This is a genomic window from Stenotrophomonas sp. KH_052 (assembly GCF_057838755.1).
Window position 1 is genome coordinate 2463562 of sequence record NZ_CM174475.1, and the last position, 18406, is coordinate 2481967.

Consider the following 18406-nt stretch of genomic DNA (forward strand, 5'->3'; position numbering starts at 1 on the left):
CGATTACTGCCGGGATGGAAAGCGGGCACTCTACTGTACCCGCTGGCATTATTGAGCCCGAACGCCTTCACGGTTGCGCCGTGCTCCTGCTTCTTCATCACGATCCGAACATGCCACCCACGAGTGGGTCGATTGAATTGCGTCTACCGGTTGAATCCAAGGCCAGAAGCGAACCTCCGCCTACCCCCGATAAACACCCCTTATCGCGACTGGACTGACTTGGCAGGCAAAACGTTTTTTTGCGCAACCACCAGCCTTCTCACGTCACCCACAGGCGCAGAGAACTGCAGTCCTCTGCGCCGGCTCCCAAAGCACGTAGCTGTCCCCCAAGCGCCCCACCAAACCCAGGCTGCCTTGCACCCTCTCGTCAATAGTCACGTTGACCGTGTACTCGCTGCTGCCAGAAGTAATCGCCTTGGCGCGCTCGAAGCCAAGCCAGTTTGACGAGATCGGGACATAGACAATCATCACGAGCGCATAGACCAGCCACGGTGAGTCCTTCACCGCGGCCGGCAACACTGGGGACAGGCGTACTGCCATTGCACATATGCCCGTCAGTGCCACACCTATCAGAACGGGCCAGGCATTGGACCACCAAAGCAAGGCACCCATTCCAACAAGACAAAGAGCCAGGGTCAGCCACATCAGCAGATTGGCTTGGGACGGCGCCGCTGTCACCTTCCTCTCGACCCAGCCTCCAAGCAGCAGCGCAATCAGTATGAAGAACAACACCATGCCGATCCCAGCAAGCCCTGCCAGCGCAAGCTCACTCACCGCAACAAACTGAAAGGGATCCAGGCCGAAGTGGCCCCAATACGCCTTCAGATAGAAGGCGCCTTGAATCAATCCGAACGTGACGAGCGCCGAACCCCATCCAGCAACATCGGCCATCGTCAGTGTCTTTTTCGTACGCTCCATGTATCCCCTCCATCGATGCAGCCCCGCCACATAGTGACATGCAGCGCTCTACCTCGCAGAACCCAACCCTATTAACGTGACGCGTCACGCCCGATCACCCTATCCCATTGGCGCCCCACCCCTCTCCCACTATAGTGCCAACCCCCACAAGGACGAGGCGGCACACATGCCCTATATCGGAATCGGACTCCACGTACTGGCGGCCATCTACTTCGCGGTGCACGCCATCCGCTCGGGCCAGAGCCTCTATTGGCTCATCCTGCTCTTCTCTTTCCCACTGCTCGGCAGCATCGTCTACTTCCTGGCGATCTACTTCCCGGAAGCCCGCAACTCGCGCGGCGCGCGTCAGGCTATCCGCTCCGCCAAGCAACTCATGGACCCGGGCCAGGACCTGCGCAACGCCCGTGCCGAACTGGCCCGCACGCCCACCGTGCAGAATCGGGTTCGCTTGGGCATGACGCTGCTGGATGCCGGCCAGGCCGAGGAAGCCAGAACCCTGCTGGAGCAGGCAGCCAGCTCGCCGTTGGGCGACGATCCCTACATTCTGACCGGCCTGGCGCGTGCCCGCCTCGATTCCGGGCAGCCCGCGCTTGCGGCGGAGACGCTGGACGGCCTGTTCGCCCGCCATCCGGATGTGCGCCGCAAGCCGGAACAGACCCTGCTCTACGCGCAGGCACTGGCGGCTGCCCAGGCGCCCGGCACCCGTGCCGCGTTCGAGCGAGCCGTGGAATGCGGAAACGATGCCGCCGCCCGCTGCCTGTACGGCGAGTGGCTGATGGCGCAGCCCCAGCCCGCCGACCGTGAGCAGGCCCGTAGCCTGTTCGCCAGCATCATCGATGATGCCCAGCATTGGTCGCGCCATGCGCGCAGTCACAATGCCGCCTGGCTGGAGCGGACCAAGGCCGCGTTGAAGGGCTACTGACGCCTGGCAGCCTTTGGCAATCCTGTCGCATTCGCCTCGCTTACAGCCCCGCCGGGCGAATGCCGACACTTGTCAGGCTTGCACCGCCGACATCGACAACAGCCTTGCGGCGCAAGGCTCCGGCCTCATTGAGCCGTATGCAAAGATTCTGAAAATGTTGAATGTGGTGACGGCATCGGCCTTACTGCATTGGCATCGCGCACAGCCGGGCGTATTCCTCTCCGTGCCACCGAAAACAGGTGGCCGGGATTCGAAACCCCGGTAGTTCGCTGAAGTAAACGCTTGCCAGCCGGCATCACCCTGTGTGGTGCCGGCTGGCAATCCGTCGGCCGGCTATGGCGGGCGGTGCGTGGAGGCCTTGTGCCTGCCGGTTTAGCGAACACCGGGTTTCGAACCCCGCACCGTCCGCCACCTTTATCGGTGGCGGCTTCTGCCTGCACGCAAGGAGCCCAGCCATGACCCAGCCCCACTCCCCTGCCTCGCACCCGATCCACGACGCGCCCGCCAATGGCCCCGCGTTGGACCCGAATACGCTAATCGCCCTGCTGCACAGCATCGGCTCCGGCGCTGCCTCCGATGGCCAGCCCTGGCCGGAGCGCCACCAGATGCCCGGCCGACGGCTCGCCCTCGCCGACACCGACTGCTCGCTGGCGGGCCTTCGCGTGGTGCTGGAAATCCTGCTGGCCGCACAGCGTGCCCGCGAGAACGGCGAGTTGGAGCAATACGTTGGCCCGCGCGTCATGGAGGGCCTGATCATGGCCGGACTGGGACTCACTGCGCACGCCATCGATCGGGTCCGCCCGGAGGGTTGAGTGGCGCGGTACTGCTGGGCGGCCACGCTGCTGTACATCGTGGCGGTGGTTGCGGCACAGACGCGGTGGCTGGCGCCCCCACAGCCATCTCCTATCGGGTTCCAGAGCATCAACGACGATCAATTCTCACAACTGCGCCGCCAGGCGATGCAGTTCGCGGAGTCTCGGCCACGACAGGGCTTCCAGTTCGTCGAAGAACATCGGGATGCCTCGTTCCAGATTCACTGCAAAGGCGTTCCGGTGCTGTGGCTGGAGAGGCGCTCGCGACATCTGCTGTTGCGTGTCTCACTGGACGCGAAGCAGCGGGCGCCCGCCGTTGTGCGGTTGCGGGCGCTCCTCCAATGGCAATTGGAGCCATTGGATTATCTGGAACAGGTGCTGGCTGGTGTGCCGGAGCCTGTTCTGTTGGATCGGGTGCTGCAGATTCTTGCTGGTGATGTGCCTGATGGGGCGCGATGTGGCGTGCCGTAGTCGAGCATGACTCGACTCTACAGGGCCGCCGGCTGCGAGGGATCAGGCTCCGGTTCTGCCGCTACTCACCTGCGCGACGGGCATTGGCCCAGTGATCATGCGGCTCACCCCCCGGCGTCGATCCAGCCCAAATACCGCGCACGCGCGAGATCTTCCGGCGTGTCGATATCCAGGCCCAGCTCCGGCGCTTGAAGGGCATGCACGGCATCGATGGTAAGCTGCCTCAAGCGCGCTCCGAAGCCGCGGTCACCGGTTGCACCCGCAGCGTTGAACCATGCACGCGGCACTACTGCAGGAATGCCAAGGGCGTTTCCATGACGGGTGCCAGCGCACCCTGACGCCGAGGCGCGGGCACCCGAAAGCAACGCCTGCAGATGGGAGTGCTCGATCGCGGGCTGGTCGCATGCCACGACCATCACGGCAGCCACCGCGGGCAGCAGATGTGTGCCTGCAACCTGCAGGCTGCTGGCTAGGCCGCTTTCCCAGTAGTGGTTGGCTACCGGGGTCGCATCCAGTCCGGCAATGCTGGATGTGACTGCCTGTGCGTTCGCGCCAACCACCACCAACACCTGCGAAGGCGCAAACTCCAAGGCCAGCCGCACCACGCGATGTACCAGGGTCTCGCCCTGCCGGGTCAGAAGCTGCTTGGGCTGGCCAAGCCGGGTGCTCCCGCCCGCAGCAAGCACGACGACTGCATGCGCGGCGGTCACGTGCCGGCGGTGCTTCGCCATTGCTGCAGCTGCGCGGCAATGCTGAGCGAAATTGCCTCCGGCCCCCGCCCTCCGATGTTGAGGCCGACCGGTGATCGAAGTCTCGGGGACAGGCGGTGGCGCTGATCCGGTGTCAGCAGCTTGAACAGGTCCTCACGCCTTCGCCGCGGCCCCAGAAGTCCAATGAAGGCAACCTCGGTATCGGCCAGGGCCACCAGCGCCTCGCGGTCCAGCTCGAAGTCGTGGTGCATCACCAGCACCGCGTCGCACGTGTCGGCATGGAGGGCCTCGGCCGGGCTCACCTGGAGCTGTGCATCCGCGCCCTGCCCCGCTGAGGCCCAGCGCGCTCGTCGTTCGGCCACGCTGACCCGCCATCCCAGGCCCTGCAGCAACGGAACCAGGAAGGGCGTTTCGGGACCGCCCCCCAATACCAGGGCCCGCGGAAGCCGGGGCAACGGCAAACGCCACGCTGCGTCTCCAAAGGGCTGCGTCCCGTCCATCGGGTTCAGCTGCCATGCCTGCTCGCGATGGCCGGCGCGGAAAACGATCTGCCCCGACGTGCGAAGGTCGCGCTGGAGTGACACGCCCTCGCGCAACCACGCCTCGATCACGTCGTCGATGCCGGACAACGCACGCAATGGCAGGAGCGCAATCCGAAGCCGGCCGCGGCAGCCGAGCGCGGACCCACTCAGCAGGTCGTCGTCACTGCGGGTGTCGATCTCGATCCAGTCGACCTGCCCTGCCGCACTCACCTGCTCCGCGCGGCGCGCGAGCTCGGGCTCCAGGCATCCACCACTGAGCCAGCCGGTCTGGTTGCCGTTGCAGAACAACACCATGTCGCCGGCACCCGCGTAGGTCGAACCATCGGTTTCGAGCACCAGCGCGAGCACGGCGTGCTCCCGCGCGCGCACGCGCGTCAAGGCCGTCTCGAGCACGCTCCGCGGGCTTCCTTTGGTGAGGAAGCCCGGCGCTGCGGACACGTCCCCGGCAGAATCCCTGGGCTCCACCCCCTCTACCGCAGAGGCCTCCAGGGCGGGTGAGGCCACGGGTTGTTCCATGCGCAACGGTCAGCCTACGTCGGGCAAGCCGGGCAACAGCTTGTCCAGGGTGATGGGATAGTTGCGCACGCGCACGCCGGTTGCGTTGTAGACCGCATTGGCGATCGCGGCCCCGACCCCACAGATGCCCAGCTCACCCACGCCCTTGGCCTTCATCGGCGAGATCACCGGATCCAGCGTATCGAGGAAGACCACCTGCTGGTGTGGAATATCGGCGTGCACGGGAACCTCGTAGCCTGCAAGGTCGTGGTTGACGAACAAACCAAGCCGTTTGTCGACCACCAGCTCCTCCATCAGGGTCGCACCCGCACCCATCACCATGCCGCCGATGACCTGGCTGCGTGCGGACAGCGGGTTGAGGATCCGGCCGCCATCGCATACGGCGAGCATCCTGCGGATGCGCGTCTCTCCCGTGTAGGCATGCACGGCGACCTCGCAGAAGTGCGCTGCATAGGTGCCAACGTCGTAGCCCTGCTTGAAGTTGCCGAAGGCAATGCCGTCCTCTGCCGAAAGTGTCCCCGCTTCGGCCAGCTCGATGGTCCGCCCACCCGCCTGGATACGGCCATTGGCGAAGTTTGCGGTATCGCCGTCGAAGCCCAGTTTCTCGCCCACCTTGCGGCGCAGGCTGACGCACGCCGCGTATACGCCTGCGGTGGAGCTTGCCGCGCCCCACTGGCCACCGGAACCGGCGGAGGCGGGATGACGCGAGTCGCCGAGGGTGACCTGGACCCGGTCCAGCGGCACGCCCATGGTCTCGGCTGCCGTCTGCGCGATGATCGTGTAGGAGCCGGTGCCGATGTCGGTCATGTCGGTTTCCACGATCACCCCGCCCTGGCCATCAAGCCGGACCCGCGCCGCCGACTTCATCGTCGGTGCACCGCGATAGCCCGCAGACACGCCCATGCCGACCAGCCAGTGCCCTTCCCTTACCTGCGCCGGCTTGGCGTTGCGCTTGTTCCAATTGAAGCGCTCCGCGCCCTCGCGCAGGCAGCGCACCAGGTTGCGGTCGGAGAACTTCTTGGACGGATCGCCGGGTACGACCTCGGGCTCGTTGAGGATGCGGAACGCGATCGGGTCGAGGCCCAGCTTCTCGGCCATTTCGTCCATCGCCACTTCCAGCGCCATGTGGCCCGGCGCCTCGCCCGGCGCGCGCATCGCATTGCCTTCGGGCATGTCGAGCGTGGCGATGTAGTTGGCCACCAGTCGGTTGGCGCCTGCATAGAGCTTGGGCGTCTGCAGGGTGCCGTTCTCGCCGTCCTCGCCGTTGATGTTGCCCGACCAGTTCTCATGGGCGATGGCGGAGATCCTGCCGTCTTTCGCGCAACCGATCCGGACACGTTGGATGGTCGCGTGCCGGTGCGTGGTGTTGTTGGGCATCAACGGGCGTTGCAGCGCGATCTTCACCGGCCGCCCGACCTGCTTGGCCGCCAGTGCGGCCAGCACCGCATCGGCGCGGATGAACAGCTTGCCGCCGAAGCCGCCGCCGATATAGGGCGAGTCCACGCGCACATTGCCAGAATCGATACCGAGGATCGCGGCAATGCCCTGCTTGGCCCAGTCGATCATCTGGTTCGAGGTCCACAGGGTGAGCTTGTCGCCTTCCCATGCGGCGATGGTGGCGTGCGGCTCCATCATCGAATGACTTTCGTCGGCGGTGTGGTAGGTCTCGTCGAGCTTGACCGCGGCGCCTGCGTAGGCGCTGTCGAAATCGCCGAGCGTCTGCCGGTCGGGCTTGCCACCGCGCCCCTTTGCCAGCGGCGCGGACGGCGCGAGCACTGGGAAATCGAAGCGCCCCTTGCCGCGCTCGTAACGGGTACGGATCAACGCCGCAGCGGCGCGGGCCTGCTCGAAGGTCTCTGCTACCACGCAGGCAATGGCCTGGTGGTAATGGGCGACCTCGGGCCCGCCGAACAATGGCGCATTGTTCCAGTTGGATGTGCCGACCGGTTTGGTCTCCGGTGCGGTGATCACCGCCAGTACGCCGGGGGCGGCACGTGCACGGGAGGCATCCATCGAGATGATGCGCCCCTTGCCGATGCCCGCGCCGACGATGTGGCCGTAGACCTGATTCGGCGCCACGTCATGGCGCTCGTAGGCATAGGGGGCGGTGCCGGTGGTCTTGCGTGGGCCGTCGATGCGCGGCGTCGACTTGCCGACGACCTTGGCCTTGTCGAACAGGTTGTCGCCGGCGGGGGCGTTGAATTCGAGGGGCATCAGCGCTCTCCTTCGGCCAGGACGGCTGCGAGCGTGCGCTCGGCGAGCGCGATCTTGAACGCGTTCTCCTGCGTTGGACGGGCACCGGCGAACACCTGTCGTGTCGCGGCCTTGACGCTGTCGCGCAGCAGGGGTTCGGCTGCTTCGATGCGCCACGGCTTCGGCGCGACCCCGCCGAACGCGAACCGCGCCGAGCCGTCACGCTGCACGACCGCGGCGACCGACACCAGTGCGAACGCATAGGACGCGCGGTCACGTACCTTGTGGTACACGTGCCGGCCGCCCAGCGGTTCCGGCAGCGTGACGTGGGTGATCAGCTCACCGCGCTGCAGCACGTTGTCCTGCTGTGGCGTGTCGCCCGGGGAACGATGGAAGTCGGCAATCGGAATGCTGCGCGTGCTGCCATCGCCCTTGACGGTCTGGATCGTGGCGTCCAGCACGCGCAGCGCCACCGCCATGTCACCCGGATAGGTCGCGATGCAGCTGTCCGAGGTGCCGATCACGCCCATCTGCCGGGAGAACCCTTCGAGCGCGCCGCAGCCTGATCCGGGCAGGCGCTTGTTGCAGGGCAGATGGGGGTCGTAGAAGTACGGGCAGCGGGTGCGCTGAAGCAGGTTGCCGCCGGTGGTGGCTTTGTTGCGCAGCTGCCCGGAGGCGCCTGCCACGATCGCGCGGGTCAGCACACCGTAGTCGCGGCGCACGCGCTCATGCGAGGCCAGCGCGGTATTGGTGACCAGCGTGCCGATGCGCAGGCCGCCGTCGTCTGTAGGTTCGATCCTGTCCAGTCCGATGTCCTGCACGTCGACCAGGTGCGCTGGCGTCTCGACCTCCAGCTTCATCAGGTCGAGCAGGTTGGTTCCTCCCGCCAGGAACTTCGCGCCCTCGGTGCCGGCGACGGCCTTGGCTGCCTCGGCAGGAGACTTCGCGCGCTCGTAACTGAAGACCTTCATGAGCGCCCCCGTCCAGAGGTCGCGCCAGCGACCTCTTGCATCGCCTCGGCAATGTTGGAGTACGCGCCGCAGCGGCAGAGGTTGCCGCTCATGCGTTCACGCATCTCCATGTTGGTGGCCTGGGGCCGTGCGCTGACATCGGCCTGCGCATGGCTGGGGACACCCCGCTTGATCTCGTCGAGTACCGCCACCGCCGAACAGATCTGCCCCGGCGTGCAGTACCCGCATTGGTAGCCGTCATGCTTTACGAAGGCGGCCTGCATCGGGTGCAGGTTATCGGGGGTTCCGAGGCCTTCGATGGTGGTGATGGCATCGCCCTGGTGCTGCACCGCCAAGCTGAGGCAGGCATTGATCCGCTCACCGTTGACCAGCACGGTACAGGCGCCGCATTGACCGTGGTCGCAGCCCTTCTTGGTGCCGGTCAGTTTCAGATGTTCGCGCAGGGCGTCGAGCAGCGTCGTGCGGGTGTCCAGTTCGAGCTCACGGTGCGTGCCGTTGACCGTCAACGCGACCTTGCTGGTGACCGGCGGCCTGGGTGGCGGTGACGCTGCCAGTTCAGCGGCGAGCGATGACGCCCCCGGTGCGGCGGACATCGCCACTGTCGTGGCCCCGCCGGCAATCACCTGCCGACGCGTCAACTTCATTCCTTCGTCCCAACTTGGCACAGTGACCTCCTGGCGTTCGGGGAAACCCCGTGGCTGGATGGACGCGCTCAGACTACCCAAGGGGCACTATGCCCGGCTGGGTAGTACAGATCTGTGAAGCCTGTCCAGGGTGTGCCATCGTCGGCCGAGCCTGCTGGCCGGTCATCTTCAACGCCGCCTCTGGCAAACGTGCGCCACTGACAGTGATCTTCGCCACTTGCTCACCGATGCGTGCCAGTTCGGCTCCATCCAACACCAGATCCACCGCGCCCAGATTCTCATCCAGCCGGTGAAGCTTGGTGCCGTGCCTGCGCGTGCTCGATGTGGTGACGGTCGATAGCCGAGCATGGCTCGGCTCTTGTGTCTTGGATCGTGCCCTGATCAGGCACAATCCCCCGGTGACCCGGGAGGCTCCGATGACGCTGCCTCGGCTCTTAAGCCTTCGAGCTTGCAAAGTAGATTCAGCGCGTCGGCGGCCTGACACCGCCATGGAACTTGAACGGTATCTTAGGCCCGCCATCGGGTGAGAGCCTGTACTCACAAGGGCAAGTCTGGCGGCTTCCGATCACGATCGTAAGTTCAAGCTGGAGCGAAATCATGCAATTTATCGGCATCGACGCAGCCAAGGCGACTTTTGACATCGCCCTGCCTCTATCTCACGGCAAGTATCGAACCAAGGCCAAACTCCCCAATACGCCAAAGGGTTTTGATGAGCTTCTGGCCTGGCGCGCCAAACATGCGCCGAACGCGGCGGTAGGTATGGAGGCTACAGGCATCTATCACGAGGCCTTGGCTCAAGCACTGGTGGAAGCGGGGGTAGTGGTTCATGTGGCCAATCCCGCCCGAGTAAAGGCGTTTGGGCAGGCGGAGGGGATGCGGACCAAGACTGACCGCAGCGACGCCAAGCTGATTGCCCGGTTTTTTGAGGCACAACGCTCGGAAAAGCTGTATCCCTACGTTCCACCGACGCCCTCGGAGGTGAAGCTGCGCGCCTTGGTACGGCGTCGAGATGACCTCCAGGAAATGCTGCAGATGGAGCACAACCGCCTGGACGTTGCCGATATCTCGGTCCAGCAAGGGATCAAGGATGTGATCCGGACGTTGGAAGAGCAGATCAAGCAGGTCCAGAAGGCGATTGAGGACCATATCGATAACGATCCGGACCTGCGCCGGCGTCATCAACTGCTTACCAGCATCCCCGGTGTAGGCAACACCAGCAGTGCCCAGCTGTTGGCCATGCTGGGGGATCTAAGCAAATACAGCGACGTGCGCCAGGTGGTTGCCCACGCGGGCCTGAATCCGGCCCAGCGTCAATCAGGAAACTACGAAGGCAAATGCCGGATATCACGCGTCGGCGACGCCAATTTCCGCAAAAAGCTGTACATGCCGGCGCTGACCGGGAAGACCCACAACCCCACACTGAAGTCCTTTGCAGACCGGCTCAGCGCGAAAGGCAAGCCCTTCAAGGTCGTCATGTGTGCAGTGATGCGCAAGCTCATCCATCTGATTTGGGGCGTACTGAGAAGTGGCCGACCCTTTGAGCCTGACGTCGCCCTTGCCTAGGCGAGGGCGACACGGTATCTACAGTGGCTCTGGCTGCGTCGGCTCAGGTTCGTGGATGGAGCCCTCGAGCAAGGCCACGTAAGTGTCCAGGCGGGTGCGCATGCTGATCAGCATCCAGCCCAACAGGTACAGCAGAAACATGGCGAAGATCAACAATGCGCCGACCCGGCTGACGTCGAAAGCGCCAGCCCAGTCGCCCCATTTCCATCCCCGGAACTGCAGGTAGAGCGCAATCAACAGCGGGAACGGCCCAAGGCGTTGCAGTCCGCCGTACATCAGGCCCATGCGCTCGATCATATTGGTTCGGAGCGTGCTGACGTAGCGCAAGCGTCGCTCGCGCTCAATGCGAGGGAAACTGCGAAGCTCAGTAACCACGGATTGCCAATGGGCGAAGTCGCCGTCCATCTCCATGGCGTGCGACAACCGTGGCTGACTGAACTGGCGGATGCCTCTGCGGGCGGCCAGAACGCCTCCAAGAATGAAGCCTCCGATCTCGATCGACAGGCACGCAACAACCACTTGCAACACCACACTGACGGGTAGCCACCGATCAGGCAGCTGGCCACAGAGAATGCCGACGATCGCGGCGGCCAAACCAACGCGAAACGCCCACGTCTCCACCCTGCCCGCCTTGGGGTAGATGCTGTGTTGAACCAGCCCCTGCACCCGCTGGTAGAGCCAGTGGAAGGTCAGTTCCTGTGAATTGGTCTTGGCCGGCGAATCGAGTTCGCCCCCTGTCTGCATGTCCATTGCGTCCCCTGCCCCGGCTACGATGCCGGCCGTAGCATCGTAGCCGACTCACAGCTGCTCTCAGAAATAGAAACCGATATTGAGGTTCAGCCGCGAATGCCAGCGCGATGGGCCGCCGTTGTTGATCCCGATGCCATCGCCGCCGGCAAACCACATGTTGCGGCCGGCAATCCAGTCGACATAGGTGAGCATCACCCCCTTCTGCAAGCTACAACCGCTAACGTTCTGCCAGGAGTCGCGCCCCCCGCTGCTGTGCCCCACCGGGCGCGTCATGCTGAGGTTGTTGTAGCAGGTCAGGTCGTCCAGCCAGCCGCGCGGGCCAAAGGAATAGGCAACGTTGGCACTGGGCACATCGGCCTCGGCCGCGATTTCAAACGGGGCCTGGAATGCCGACAGTGCGATGCGTTCGCCGGGCACGTTATAGCGGTACCGCGCCCATTGCAGCTGCGTGGTCCAGCCATCGCGCTTCCACTGCGCGTGGACGGCCGCGGCCTGATGGTCGTGATGGCGGCGGTTGCGGGTGTTCTGCACCTTGCCTACGAAGGCCGATGCGCCGACCAACAGCTCGCCGCCCGCCCAGTGACGCGATTGCTCAACGCGTGCATTGAATCGCTGCCGTTCGCGATACGGAAACGCATCGGTCTGCGCCACATCGAAGGAATAGCGGTCGTAGCGCGCCCCGGTTCCGTACTCGTCACCTGAGAACCAGCCGAGGTGCCAGGTGGTATTGCCGGCCTGGTGAATCACCACAACGCCTGGATCATAGTCATCCTCGATGCCCAGGTAGTACCCGGACCCGAACCAGAAACTCTGCGAGACCGTGGGCAGCAGCCCGAACGGCACCTGCTGGATACCGGTCTTCAGCTGCGTGGCGTCGGTGAACTGCCAGCCCGCGTAGGCGTGATGGATGGCGTTGAAGCCATCGTACCAACGGTACTGGGCGGAGAAGGAGAAAGGCCCGCTGCCGGCATCGATGTCGGCGCGAAGCAGCTCCAACTGCAGGCGGCTGGTGGGCCCGTAATCGAGCCAGCCATAGTTGAATCGAACTGCGCCACCGAGATCGAAGTGGGGCGCTGCATTGCGGTCTTCGCCGGCCGCGCGCGCTTCGAGCGATGGCGCGACCAGTGCTGCTGCGATGATGATGGGAAATGCCCTCACGGTCGCGTCCTGCCTCCTGTTCTGCGAGTGAAAGCACTCGATTCTAGCCTTGGCGCGCGTCATGCCTCAACGTGAGGCATGACGTACTGCGACGAGCAGGTTACGCAATGGAGGGTGAAGCGAACGTCGGCCAGCCGTGCTCACATACCCAGATCAGACAGCCCCGGGTGATCATCCGGGCGACGCCCCAGCGGCCAGTGGAACCTGCGCTCGCTTTCCTTGATCGGCATGTCGTTGATGCACGAAAAGCGGCGCTGCATCAGGCCATCCGCACCGAATTCCCAGTTCTCGTTTCCATAGGAGCGGAACCAGTTGCCGGAGTCGTCATGCCACTCATAGGCGTAGCGCACGGCAATGCGATTGTCGGTGAAGGCCCATAGCTCCTTGATCAGGCGGTACTCAAGCTCCTTGTTCCACTTGCGAGCCAGGAACTGCCGGGCTTCCTCGCGGCCATGGGTGAACTCGGCACGGTTGCGCCACTCGGTGTCCAGCGAATAGGCCAGCGAAACCTTGTCCGCATCGCGGGAGTTCCAGCCATCTTCGGCAAGGCGCACTTTCTCGATGGCCGATTCACGGGTGAACGGAGGAAGTGGCGGACGGGGTGCTTCAGTGGACACGGTGGGGCCTCCAATCAAGTGGATAAACGGGTGCTTCGACGGGTTTTTTGATGACTCAGGCGTCAGCGCCTGGCCTGCTCCAACAACACCGCTGCAACATCCCTTGCAGTGTCTGCGGCGTCGTAGTCGCCCATCACGCGCGAGACGGTGATGGCGCCTTCCATGAGAACCAGCAGCTGACGCGCCAGCGCTGCCGGCTGCTGGATATCCAGTTGCCCGGTCAGTTCCAGCGTGTAATCGAGCAGCTTCTGCTTGTGATCTTTTGCGATGTGGCGAATCGGATCGTCGGGATCGCCGACCTCGCCCGCGGTGTTGATGAAGGCACAGCCGCGATAGCCCTCGGACTGGAACCAGCCCTTGAGTACGGTGAACATGCCCAGGATGCGTGCTTCCGCAGTATTGGCCTTGTCGCACTCCTGCTGGAACCAGGCCAGCCAACGCACGTCGCGCGCTCTCAATGCCGCAGCGGCCACCTGATCCTTGTTTTCAAAGTGGCGGTAGATGCTCTTCCGGGCAACGCCGGAGGTCTTCACCAGCAGGTCCATGCCCGTGGCGTGGATCCCGTTCTGGTAGATCAGCGCCTCGGCCGTGGCCAGGATCTTCTGTTGGGTATCGGCGGTGGTTGTGTTCACGACGCCAAGGTAGAACGATCGTTCTACCCTGTCAACAGGCGGCATCGCGACCTTCCGGGTTGCCCGTTCGCTCAGGACGATCTATCAAGAAATTCGTACATGTCATCATCCAGAGGCTCGATTTCGGTCGCAAAGTACGTCTCACCACCCACCCATGAGACGCCTCGCATGAACACCTTTGCCCGTACCCTGGCCGTTGCCGCCCTCGCCCTCTCGGTCCAGGCCGGCCTGTCCGCGCAGGCCGCCGAACCGGCCAAGCCGGCTGCAGTCACCAGCATCGCGCGCACCGCCAGCTACATCACCACCGCCGATGGCGTGCAGCTCTACTACAAGGACTGGGGCCCGAAGGACGGCGCGGTCGTCACCTTCAGCCACGGCTGGCCGCTGAACTCGGACAGCTGGGAATCGCAGATGATCTTCCTGGCCAATCAGGGCTATCGCGTCATCGCTCACGACCGCCGTGGCCACGGCCGTTCCAGCCAGCCGTGGGATGGCAACGACATGGATCACTACGCTGATGACCTGGCCACGGTGATCAACACGCTCGACCTGCACGATGTCACCCTGGTGGGCTTCTCCACCGGTGGCGGCGAGGTGGCGCGCTACATCGGCCGCCATGGCACCGGCCGGGTGAAGAAGGCCGTGCTGATCAGCTCGGTGCCGCCGCTCATGCTGAAGACCGCCGACAACCCCAATGGCCTGCCGATCGAAGTGTTCGATGGCATCCGCAAGGCGCAGATGGACAACCGCGCACAGCTGTACAAGGACATCCCGTCGGGCCCGTTCTACGGCTTCAACCGCCCGGGCGCTAAGGTGTCTCAGGGCTTGATCGATGCGTGGTGGGCGCAGGGCATGCAGGGTGGCCACAAGAACACCTACGATTCGATCGCTGCGTTCTCGGCCACCGATTTCCGCGCCGACCTGAAGAAGTTCGATGTGCCGACGCTGGTCATCCACGGTGATGACGACCAGATCGTGCCGATCGACATCTCCGGCCGCCAGTCGGCGAAGCTGATCAAGGGCGCCAGGCTGATTGTTTACCCGGGCGCGCCGCACGGCCTGACCGATACCCACAAGGACAGGGTCAACCAGGATCTGCTGACGTTCCTGCAGGAAAAGTAAGCCACCGGGGCTCCGGCCTCAGGTCGGGGCCCTTCTCACGTGGAACGGTGTTGCAGGATTGAACCGTTCCCTCCTGCCTGCCAGCTTCCGGCCGTGGACATGCGTCAGCAGCCGCTCAGGCATCGGATTCATCGGTCAGCCTGGCAAGAATGTCTTCCCGGCAGGCGTCCAGAATCTCGTCCGCCAACGGCGAATCATCCGGGCATGATCGCGACAGCACCATGGCCCCCACTGCCTGGGCGATCCGCGCAATGCGCCGGGCGCGATGACGTGCGGCAGACGCTGCATCAGGTGGGTCAGCGTGACCTGTACCCGCTGTGAGCCGAGCATCAATGCCCGCCACGAACGCCTCCCTCACCGAATCCGGCTGACGCGCAGCATCGCCGCACAGTGCTGCCATCGTGCAGCCCTGCCCCGGCGCATCCCGGTGCACGCGGGACAGGTAATGAACCAGGAAGGTGCGGTGATCCATCCCAGCCAAGGCCTCGGCGGATGTCGAAAAGCCACACGCTGCGGCTTCGGCCATCAGGTCAGCCTTCGAAGCGAAGTGCTTGTAAAAGCCGCCATGAGTGAAGCCGGCTGCCGACATCAGATCCGCCACGCTCACGCCGTCATATCCCCGCTCGCGGAAGAGTGCGCATGCCGTTTCGACAATGTGAGCGCGGTTGGCCTGCGCCTGGGCCTTGGTGACCTTCATGACTCGATACCTGCTGATGACGTGCTGCGGCGAGGGCATCTTACCACGCATAGATTATGTTCATCATCAAACCATTGACATCAATGATGATGCTCATCATCATTGATGTGTCGCGCCGCTCGTCCCACGACTCCCCCCCCCCCATATTTCCAGCGCTGAGCCCGCATATCCCATGACAGACACCCCGCTCTTCCAGCCCTACGTTCTGGGGCCGCTGACCCTGGCCAACCGCATCGTGATGGCGCCGCTCACCCGCAACCGCGCGGGTGCAGGGCTGGTGCCCAATCCGCTGGCGGCTACCTACTACGCCCAGCGCGCCTCGGCCGGCCTGATCATCACCGAGGCCACCCAGATCTCCGCCCAGGCCCAGGGCTACCAGGACACGCCGGGGATCTACACGCCCGACCAGATCGCGGGTTGGCGTGAGGTCACCGACGCCGTCCACGCGCGCGGCGGGCGTATCTTCGTACAGCTGTGGCACGTGGGACGCATCTCGCATGTGGATCTGCAGCCAGGCAATGCGGCCCCCGTTTCGGCCTCGGCCGTCCGGGCCCAGACCAAGACCTTCGTCCACAACGGCTTCGTCGACGTCTCCGAGCCGCGCGCGCTCGGGATCGACGAGCTGCCCGCCATCATCGATGACTTCCGCCAGGCTGCGGCCAATGCCATGGTCGCCGGATTCGATGGCGTGGAGATTCACGGCGCGAACGGATACCTGCTTGAGCAGTTCATCAAGGACGGGGCCAACCAGCGCACCGATGCCTACGGCGGCTCGATCGAGAACCGCGCGCGCCTGCTGCTGGAGGTTACGGCTGCTGTGGCTCAGGAGATTGGCGCCGATCGCACCGGCGTGCGCATTTCGCCGGTCTCGCCAGCCAACGCCATCAGCATCAGTGATCCGCAGCCGCAGTACGACTACATCGTCGACCAGCTCAGCGCACTGGGGATTGTCTACCTGCATGTGGTGGAAGGTGCGACCGGCGGGCCTCGCGACGTTGCGCCGTTCGACTTCGATGGCCTGCGCCGGCGCTTTGCCGGCGCCTACATGGCCAACAACGGCTATGACCTCGACCTGGCCAATGCCCATCTCGCCGAAGGCAAGGCCGACCTGTTCGCATTCGGACGCGCCTTCATCAGCAACCCCGATCTGGTCGAGCGCCTTAAGACCGGTGCGCCGTTGAATGCGTTGAACCCGGCCACGTTGTATGGCGGCGGCGCCGAAGGCTACATCGATTACCCCGCCTTGACCGACACCGCGGCGCAGTAGGCACCGCAACACTCCGGCCGCCTCCCCGACCCCTGACCACATACACGCCAAGAGATGCCCACCATGAGCACGCTTCCCACCGTTCTGATCACTGGTGCTTCCAGCGGTATCGGCGCCGTCTATGCCGAACGCTTCGCACGCCGTGGCCACGACCTTGTACTGGTCGCGCGCGATCAGTCCCGACTGGATGCACTGGCCGCACGTCTGCGTCAGGACACCGGCGTCACCGTCGATGTACTGGCAGCTGACCTCACCCTCAACGCTGACCTGGCCGCCGTCGAAGCCCGCCTGCGTGACGATGACCGCATCGGCATCCTGATCAACAACGCGGGCGTTGCGCAGGCCGGCGGCTTCACCGAGCAGTCGGCCGAAAGCATTGACACGATGGTGACGCTGAACACGCTGGCGCTGACTCGGTTGGCCGCCGCCGCTGCCCGGCGCCTGACGCAGGCTGGCACCGGTGCGATCGTGAACATCGGCTCGGTGGTGGGCCTGGCGCCGGAGCTGGGCATGTCCGTCTACGGCGCGACCAAAGCCTTCGCGCTCTTTCTGTCGCAGGCCCTGAGCCTCGAACTGGCGCCCAGCGGTGTCTATGTGCAGGCGGTGCTGCCTGCCGCTACGCGCACCGAGATCTGGGAACGTGCGGGCATCGACATCAACACCTTGCCAGAGGTGATGGATGTCGACGAACTGGTCGATGCGGCCCTGGTCGGCTTTGATCGCCGCGAGGCGGTGACCATTCCGCCGCTGCATGTGGCCTCGCGCTGGGACACGCTGGACGCCTCGCGTCAGGGCCTGCTCTCGGATATCCGCCAGGCGCACGCGGCCGAGCGCTATCGCAGCGTCGCCTGATCCGCAGCCATCCTCGCCGCGCCTCAACCCGAGTGTCCATCCCATGAAAGCTTTTCTCATCGACCGCTATGGCAGGAAGGAGATGGGCCGCATCGGCGACGTCCCGCAGCCGGCGTTGCGCGACGACGATGTACTCATCCGCGTGCACGCGGCCAGCGTCAATGCACTGGATGCCAAAATCAGGACCGGGGAATTCAAGGCGATCCTGCCCTATCAGCTACCGCTGATTCTGGGCAACGACCTGGCTGGCACGGTGGAACGTGTCGGCGCTGCGGTTCGCCAGTTCAAGCCTGGTGATGAGGTCTATGCCCGCCCGGATGATGATCGCATTGGAACGTTCGCCGAATTCATCGCGGTCAAGGCTGCCTCCCTGGCGCTGAAGCCTGCCAACCTCAGCATGGTGGAAGCCGCCTCGCTGCCGCTGGTCGCGCTGACTGCCTGGCAGGCCCTGGTTGAAACCGGGCAACTGAAAGCCGGGCAGAAGGTCTTCATCCAGGCGGGCTCCGGTGGTGTAGGCACTGTCGCGATCCAGCTGGCGAAACACCTGGGCGCCTTTGTGGCGACCACCACCAGCACGGCCAACGTGGCATGGGTGAAGGCACTGGGCGCGGACGTGGTGATCGATTACACGCAACAGGACTTCGCCACGGAGCTGCGCGACTACGATCTGGTGCTCAACAGCCTGGGCAAGGAGGAGCTGACGCGCTCGCTGCCGATTCTGAAGCCGGGCGGGCATCTGCTCTCCATCTCCGGGCCGCCTACCCCGGCCTTCGCGGCGCAGCGCAGGCTGGCCTGGCCGCTCCAGCAGGTCATGCGCCTGCTCAGCCACGGCGTCCGCCGCAAGGCCAGGCAGAAACGCGTGACCTACACCTTTGTGTTCATGCGGGCTGACGGACAGCAGTTGACCACGATCACCTCGCTGGTGGAGTCAGGTGCGATCCGGCCGGTCATCGACAGGGTCTTTCCGTTCTCGCAGACCCAGAACGCGCTGGATCATGTCGAGAGCGGCCGTGCCAAGGGAAAGGTGGTTGTCGCATTGCGGTAAGGGC

General features: G+C 64.5%; 19 protein-coding genes. 8 read left to right on the plus strand and 11 right to left on the minus strand.

Annotated features, from left to right (window positions below; genetic code table 11):
* Positions 1-264: 264 nt before the first annotated feature.
* Positions 265-918: a hypothetical protein gene (locus AC3ITW_RS11400; RefSeq protein ID WP_489389493.1), complete on the minus strand. Its 654-nt coding sequence runs from the start codon at positions 916-918 to the stop codon at positions 265-267.
* A gap of 166 nt (positions 919-1084) precedes the next feature.
* Here AC3ITW_RS11400 and AC3ITW_RS11405 point away from each other — a divergent pair, with 166 nt between their 5' ends.
* From AC3ITW_RS11405 to AC3ITW_RS11415, 3 genes are all read left to right on the plus strand, one after another.
* Complete coding sequence (locus AC3ITW_RS11405; protein WP_032970260.1) at positions 1085-1840, plus strand: tetratricopeptide repeat protein; 756 nt, start codon at positions 1085-1087, stop codon at positions 1838-1840.
* A gap of 455 nt (positions 1841-2295) precedes the next feature.
* Positions 2296-2652, plus strand: a complete 357-nt coding sequence (locus tag AC3ITW_RS11410) for a hypothetical protein (RefSeq protein ID WP_100468474.1) — start codon at positions 2296-2298, stop codon at positions 2650-2652.
* Complete coding sequence (locus tag AC3ITW_RS11415; RefSeq protein ID WP_489389494.1) at positions 2653-3123, plus strand: hypothetical protein; 471 nt, start codon at positions 2653-2655, stop codon at positions 3121-3123.
* 104 nt (positions 3124-3227) lie between these two features.
* Here the strand turns inward: AC3ITW_RS11415 and AC3ITW_RS11420 are convergent, their stop codons facing one another.
* The 5 genes from AC3ITW_RS11420 to paoA are packed head-to-tail and all read right to left on the minus strand — an operon-like array spanning position 3228 to position 8699.
* Positions 3228-3854 (minus strand): nucleotidyltransferase family protein, encoded by a 627-nt coding sequence (locus AC3ITW_RS11420; RefSeq protein ID WP_489389495.1) that lies wholly within the window; start codon positions 3852-3854, stop codon positions 3228-3230.
* Positions 3830-4891 carry an XdhC family protein gene (locus AC3ITW_RS11425; RefSeq protein WP_489389496.1) on the minus strand — a complete coding sequence of 354 codons (1062 nt, stop codon included), beginning with the start codon at positions 4889-4891 and terminating at the stop codon, positions 3830-3832. The genes AC3ITW_RS11420 and AC3ITW_RS11425 overlap by 25 nt, the downstream gene beginning before the upstream one ends.
* Before the next feature lie 9 nt (positions 4892-4900).
* The gene (paoC, locus tag AC3ITW_RS11430; protein WP_489389497.1) at positions 4901-7105 is read right to left on the minus strand and encodes an aldehyde oxidoreductase molybdenum-binding subunit PaoC; all 2205 of its coding nucleotides are present in this window, start codon (positions 7103-7105) and stop codon (positions 4901-4903) included.
* On the minus strand, positions 7105-8055 hold the full coding sequence (locus tag AC3ITW_RS11435; protein WP_012511054.1) for an FAD binding domain-containing protein: 951 nt from the start codon (positions 8053-8055) through the stop codon (positions 7105-7107). The genes paoC and AC3ITW_RS11435 overlap by 1 nt, the downstream gene beginning before the upstream one ends.
* Positions 8052-8699: an aldehyde dehydrogenase iron-sulfur subunit PaoA gene (gene paoA, locus AC3ITW_RS11440; RefSeq protein WP_012511055.1), complete on the minus strand. Its 648-nt coding sequence runs from the start codon at positions 8697-8699 to the stop codon at positions 8052-8054. Before paoA ends, AC3ITW_RS11435 begins: the two co-directional genes overlap by 4 nt.
* Before the next feature lie 597 nt (positions 8700-9296).
* Here paoA and AC3ITW_RS11445 point away from each other — a divergent pair.
* The gene (locus AC3ITW_RS11445) at positions 9297-10262 is read left to right on the plus strand and encodes an IS110-like element ISStma4 family transposase (protein WP_012510657.1); all 966 of its coding nucleotides are present in this window, start codon (positions 9297-9299) and stop codon (positions 10260-10262) included.
* Positions 10263-10280: 18 nt separating this feature from the next.
* Here AC3ITW_RS11445 and AC3ITW_RS11450 read toward each other — a convergent pair whose 3' ends face one another.
* The 4 genes from AC3ITW_RS11450 to AC3ITW_RS11465 all read right to left on the minus strand — a co-directional run bounded on the left by AC3ITW_RS11450 (position 10281) and on the right by AC3ITW_RS11465 (position 13464).
* Positions 10281-11012, minus strand: coding sequence for a hypothetical protein (locus tag AC3ITW_RS11450; RefSeq protein ID WP_100434642.1), 732 nt, complete (start codon positions 11010-11012; stop codon positions 10281-10283).
* Positions 11013-11072: 60 nt separating this feature from the next.
* The gene (locus tag AC3ITW_RS11455) at positions 11073-12233 is read right to left on the minus strand and encodes a hypothetical protein (RefSeq protein ID WP_229298119.1); all 1161 of its coding nucleotides are present in this window, start codon (positions 12231-12233) and stop codon (positions 11073-11075) included.
* A 77-nt stretch (positions 12234-12310) separates the two neighbouring features.
* The gene (locus AC3ITW_RS11460) at positions 12311-12787 is read right to left on the minus strand and encodes a nuclear transport factor 2 family protein (RefSeq protein ID WP_100434643.1); all 477 of its coding nucleotides are present in this window, start codon (positions 12785-12787) and stop codon (positions 12311-12313) included.
* Positions 12788-12849: 62 nt separating this feature from the next.
* A complete protein-coding gene (locus AC3ITW_RS11465; protein WP_428993284.1) occupies positions 12850-13464 on the minus strand; it encodes a TetR/AcrR family transcriptional regulator in 615 nt (204 codons plus the stop codon).
* Positions 13465-13587: 123 nt separating this feature from the next.
* Between AC3ITW_RS11465 and AC3ITW_RS11470 the strand changes: the two genes are divergently transcribed.
* Positions 13588-14541, plus strand: coding sequence for an alpha/beta fold hydrolase (locus AC3ITW_RS11470; protein ID WP_012511066.1), 954 nt, complete (start codon positions 13588-13590; stop codon positions 14539-14541).
* Between the two features lie 115 nt (positions 14542-14656).
* Here AC3ITW_RS11470 and AC3ITW_RS11475 read toward each other — a convergent pair whose 3' ends face one another.
* Positions 14657-15238, minus strand: coding sequence for a TetR/AcrR family transcriptional regulator (locus tag AC3ITW_RS11475; protein ID WP_012511067.1), 582 nt, complete (start codon positions 15236-15238; stop codon positions 14657-14659).
* A 172-nt stretch (positions 15239-15410) separates the two neighbouring features.
* Between AC3ITW_RS11475 and AC3ITW_RS11480 the strand changes: the two genes are divergently transcribed.
* From AC3ITW_RS11480 to AC3ITW_RS11490, 3 genes are all read left to right on the plus strand, one after another.
* Positions 15411-16505, plus strand: a complete 1095-nt coding sequence (locus tag AC3ITW_RS11480; RefSeq protein WP_012511068.1) for an alkene reductase — start codon at positions 15411-15413, stop codon at positions 16503-16505.
* Positions 16506-16568: 63 nt separating this feature from the next.
* Positions 16569-17357, plus strand: a complete 789-nt coding sequence (locus AC3ITW_RS11485; RefSeq protein ID WP_012511069.1) for an SDR family NAD(P)-dependent oxidoreductase — start codon at positions 16569-16571, stop codon at positions 17355-17357.
* 43 nt (positions 17358-17400) lie between these two features.
* A complete protein-coding gene (locus tag AC3ITW_RS11490) occupies positions 17401-18402 on the plus strand; it encodes an NADP-dependent oxidoreductase (RefSeq protein WP_012511070.1) in 1002 nt (333 codons plus the stop codon).
* Positions 18403-18406: the final 4 nt, after the last annotated feature.

Coding starts and splice junctions, on each gene's coding strand:
- AC3ITW_RS11400 (WP_489389493.1), bottom strand. CDS start 918: ATGGAGCGTACGAAAAAGACACTGACGATGGCCGATGTTGCTGGATGG.
- AC3ITW_RS11405 (WP_032970260.1), top strand. CDS start 1,085: ATGCCCTATATCGGAATCGGACTCCACGTACTGGCGGCCATCTACTTC.
- AC3ITW_RS11410 (WP_100468474.1), top strand. CDS start 2,296: ATGACCCAGCCCCACTCCCCTGCCTCGCACCCGATCCACGACGCGCCC.
- AC3ITW_RS11420 (WP_489389495.1), bottom strand. CDS start 3,854: ATGGCGAAGCACCGCCGGCACGTGACCGCCGCGCATGCAGTCGTCGTG.
- AC3ITW_RS11425 (WP_489389496.1), bottom strand. CDS start 4,891: ATGGAACAACCCGTGGCCTCACCCGCCCTGGAGGCCTCTGCGGTAGAG.
- paoC (WP_489389497.1), bottom strand. CDS start 7,105: ATGCCCCTCGAATTCAACGCCCCCGCCGGCGACAACCTGTTCGACAAG.
- AC3ITW_RS11435 (WP_012511054.1), bottom strand. CDS start 8,055: ATGAAGGTCTTCAGTTACGAGCGCGCGAAGTCTCCTGCCGAGGCAGCC.
- paoA (WP_012511055.1), bottom strand. CDS start 8,699: ATGAAGTTGACGCGTCGGCAGGTGATTGCCGGCGGGGCCACGACAGTG.
- AC3ITW_RS11445 (WP_012510657.1), top strand. CDS start 9,297: ATGCAATTTATCGGCATCGACGCAGCCAAGGCGACTTTTGACATCGCC.
- AC3ITW_RS11450 (WP_100434642.1), bottom strand. CDS start 11,012: ATGGACATGCAGACAGGGGGCGAACTCGATTCGCCGGCCAAGACCAAT.
- AC3ITW_RS11455 (WP_229298119.1), bottom strand. CDS start 12,233: ATGACGCGCGCCAAGGCTAGAATCGAGTGCTTTCACTCGCAGAACAGG.
- AC3ITW_RS11465 (WP_428993284.1), bottom strand. CDS start 13,464: ATGCCGCCTGTTGACAGGGTAGAACGATCGTTCTACCTTGGCGTCGTG.
- AC3ITW_RS11470 (WP_012511066.1), top strand. CDS start 13,588: ATGAACACCTTTGCCCGTACCCTGGCCGTTGCCGCCCTCGCCCTCTCG.
- AC3ITW_RS11475 (WP_012511067.1), bottom strand. CDS start 15,238: ATGAAGGTCACCAAGGCCCAGGCGCAGGCCAACCGCGCTCACATTGTC.
- AC3ITW_RS11480 (WP_012511068.1), top strand. CDS start 15,411: ATGACAGACACCCCGCTCTTCCAGCCCTACGTTCTGGGGCCGCTGACC.
- AC3ITW_RS11485 (WP_012511069.1), top strand. CDS start 16,569: ATGAGCACGCTTCCCACCGTTCTGATCACTGGTGCTTCCAGCGGTATC.
- AC3ITW_RS11490 (WP_012511070.1), top strand. CDS start 17,401: ATGAAAGCTTTTCTCATCGACCGCTATGGCAGGAAGGAGATGGGCCGC.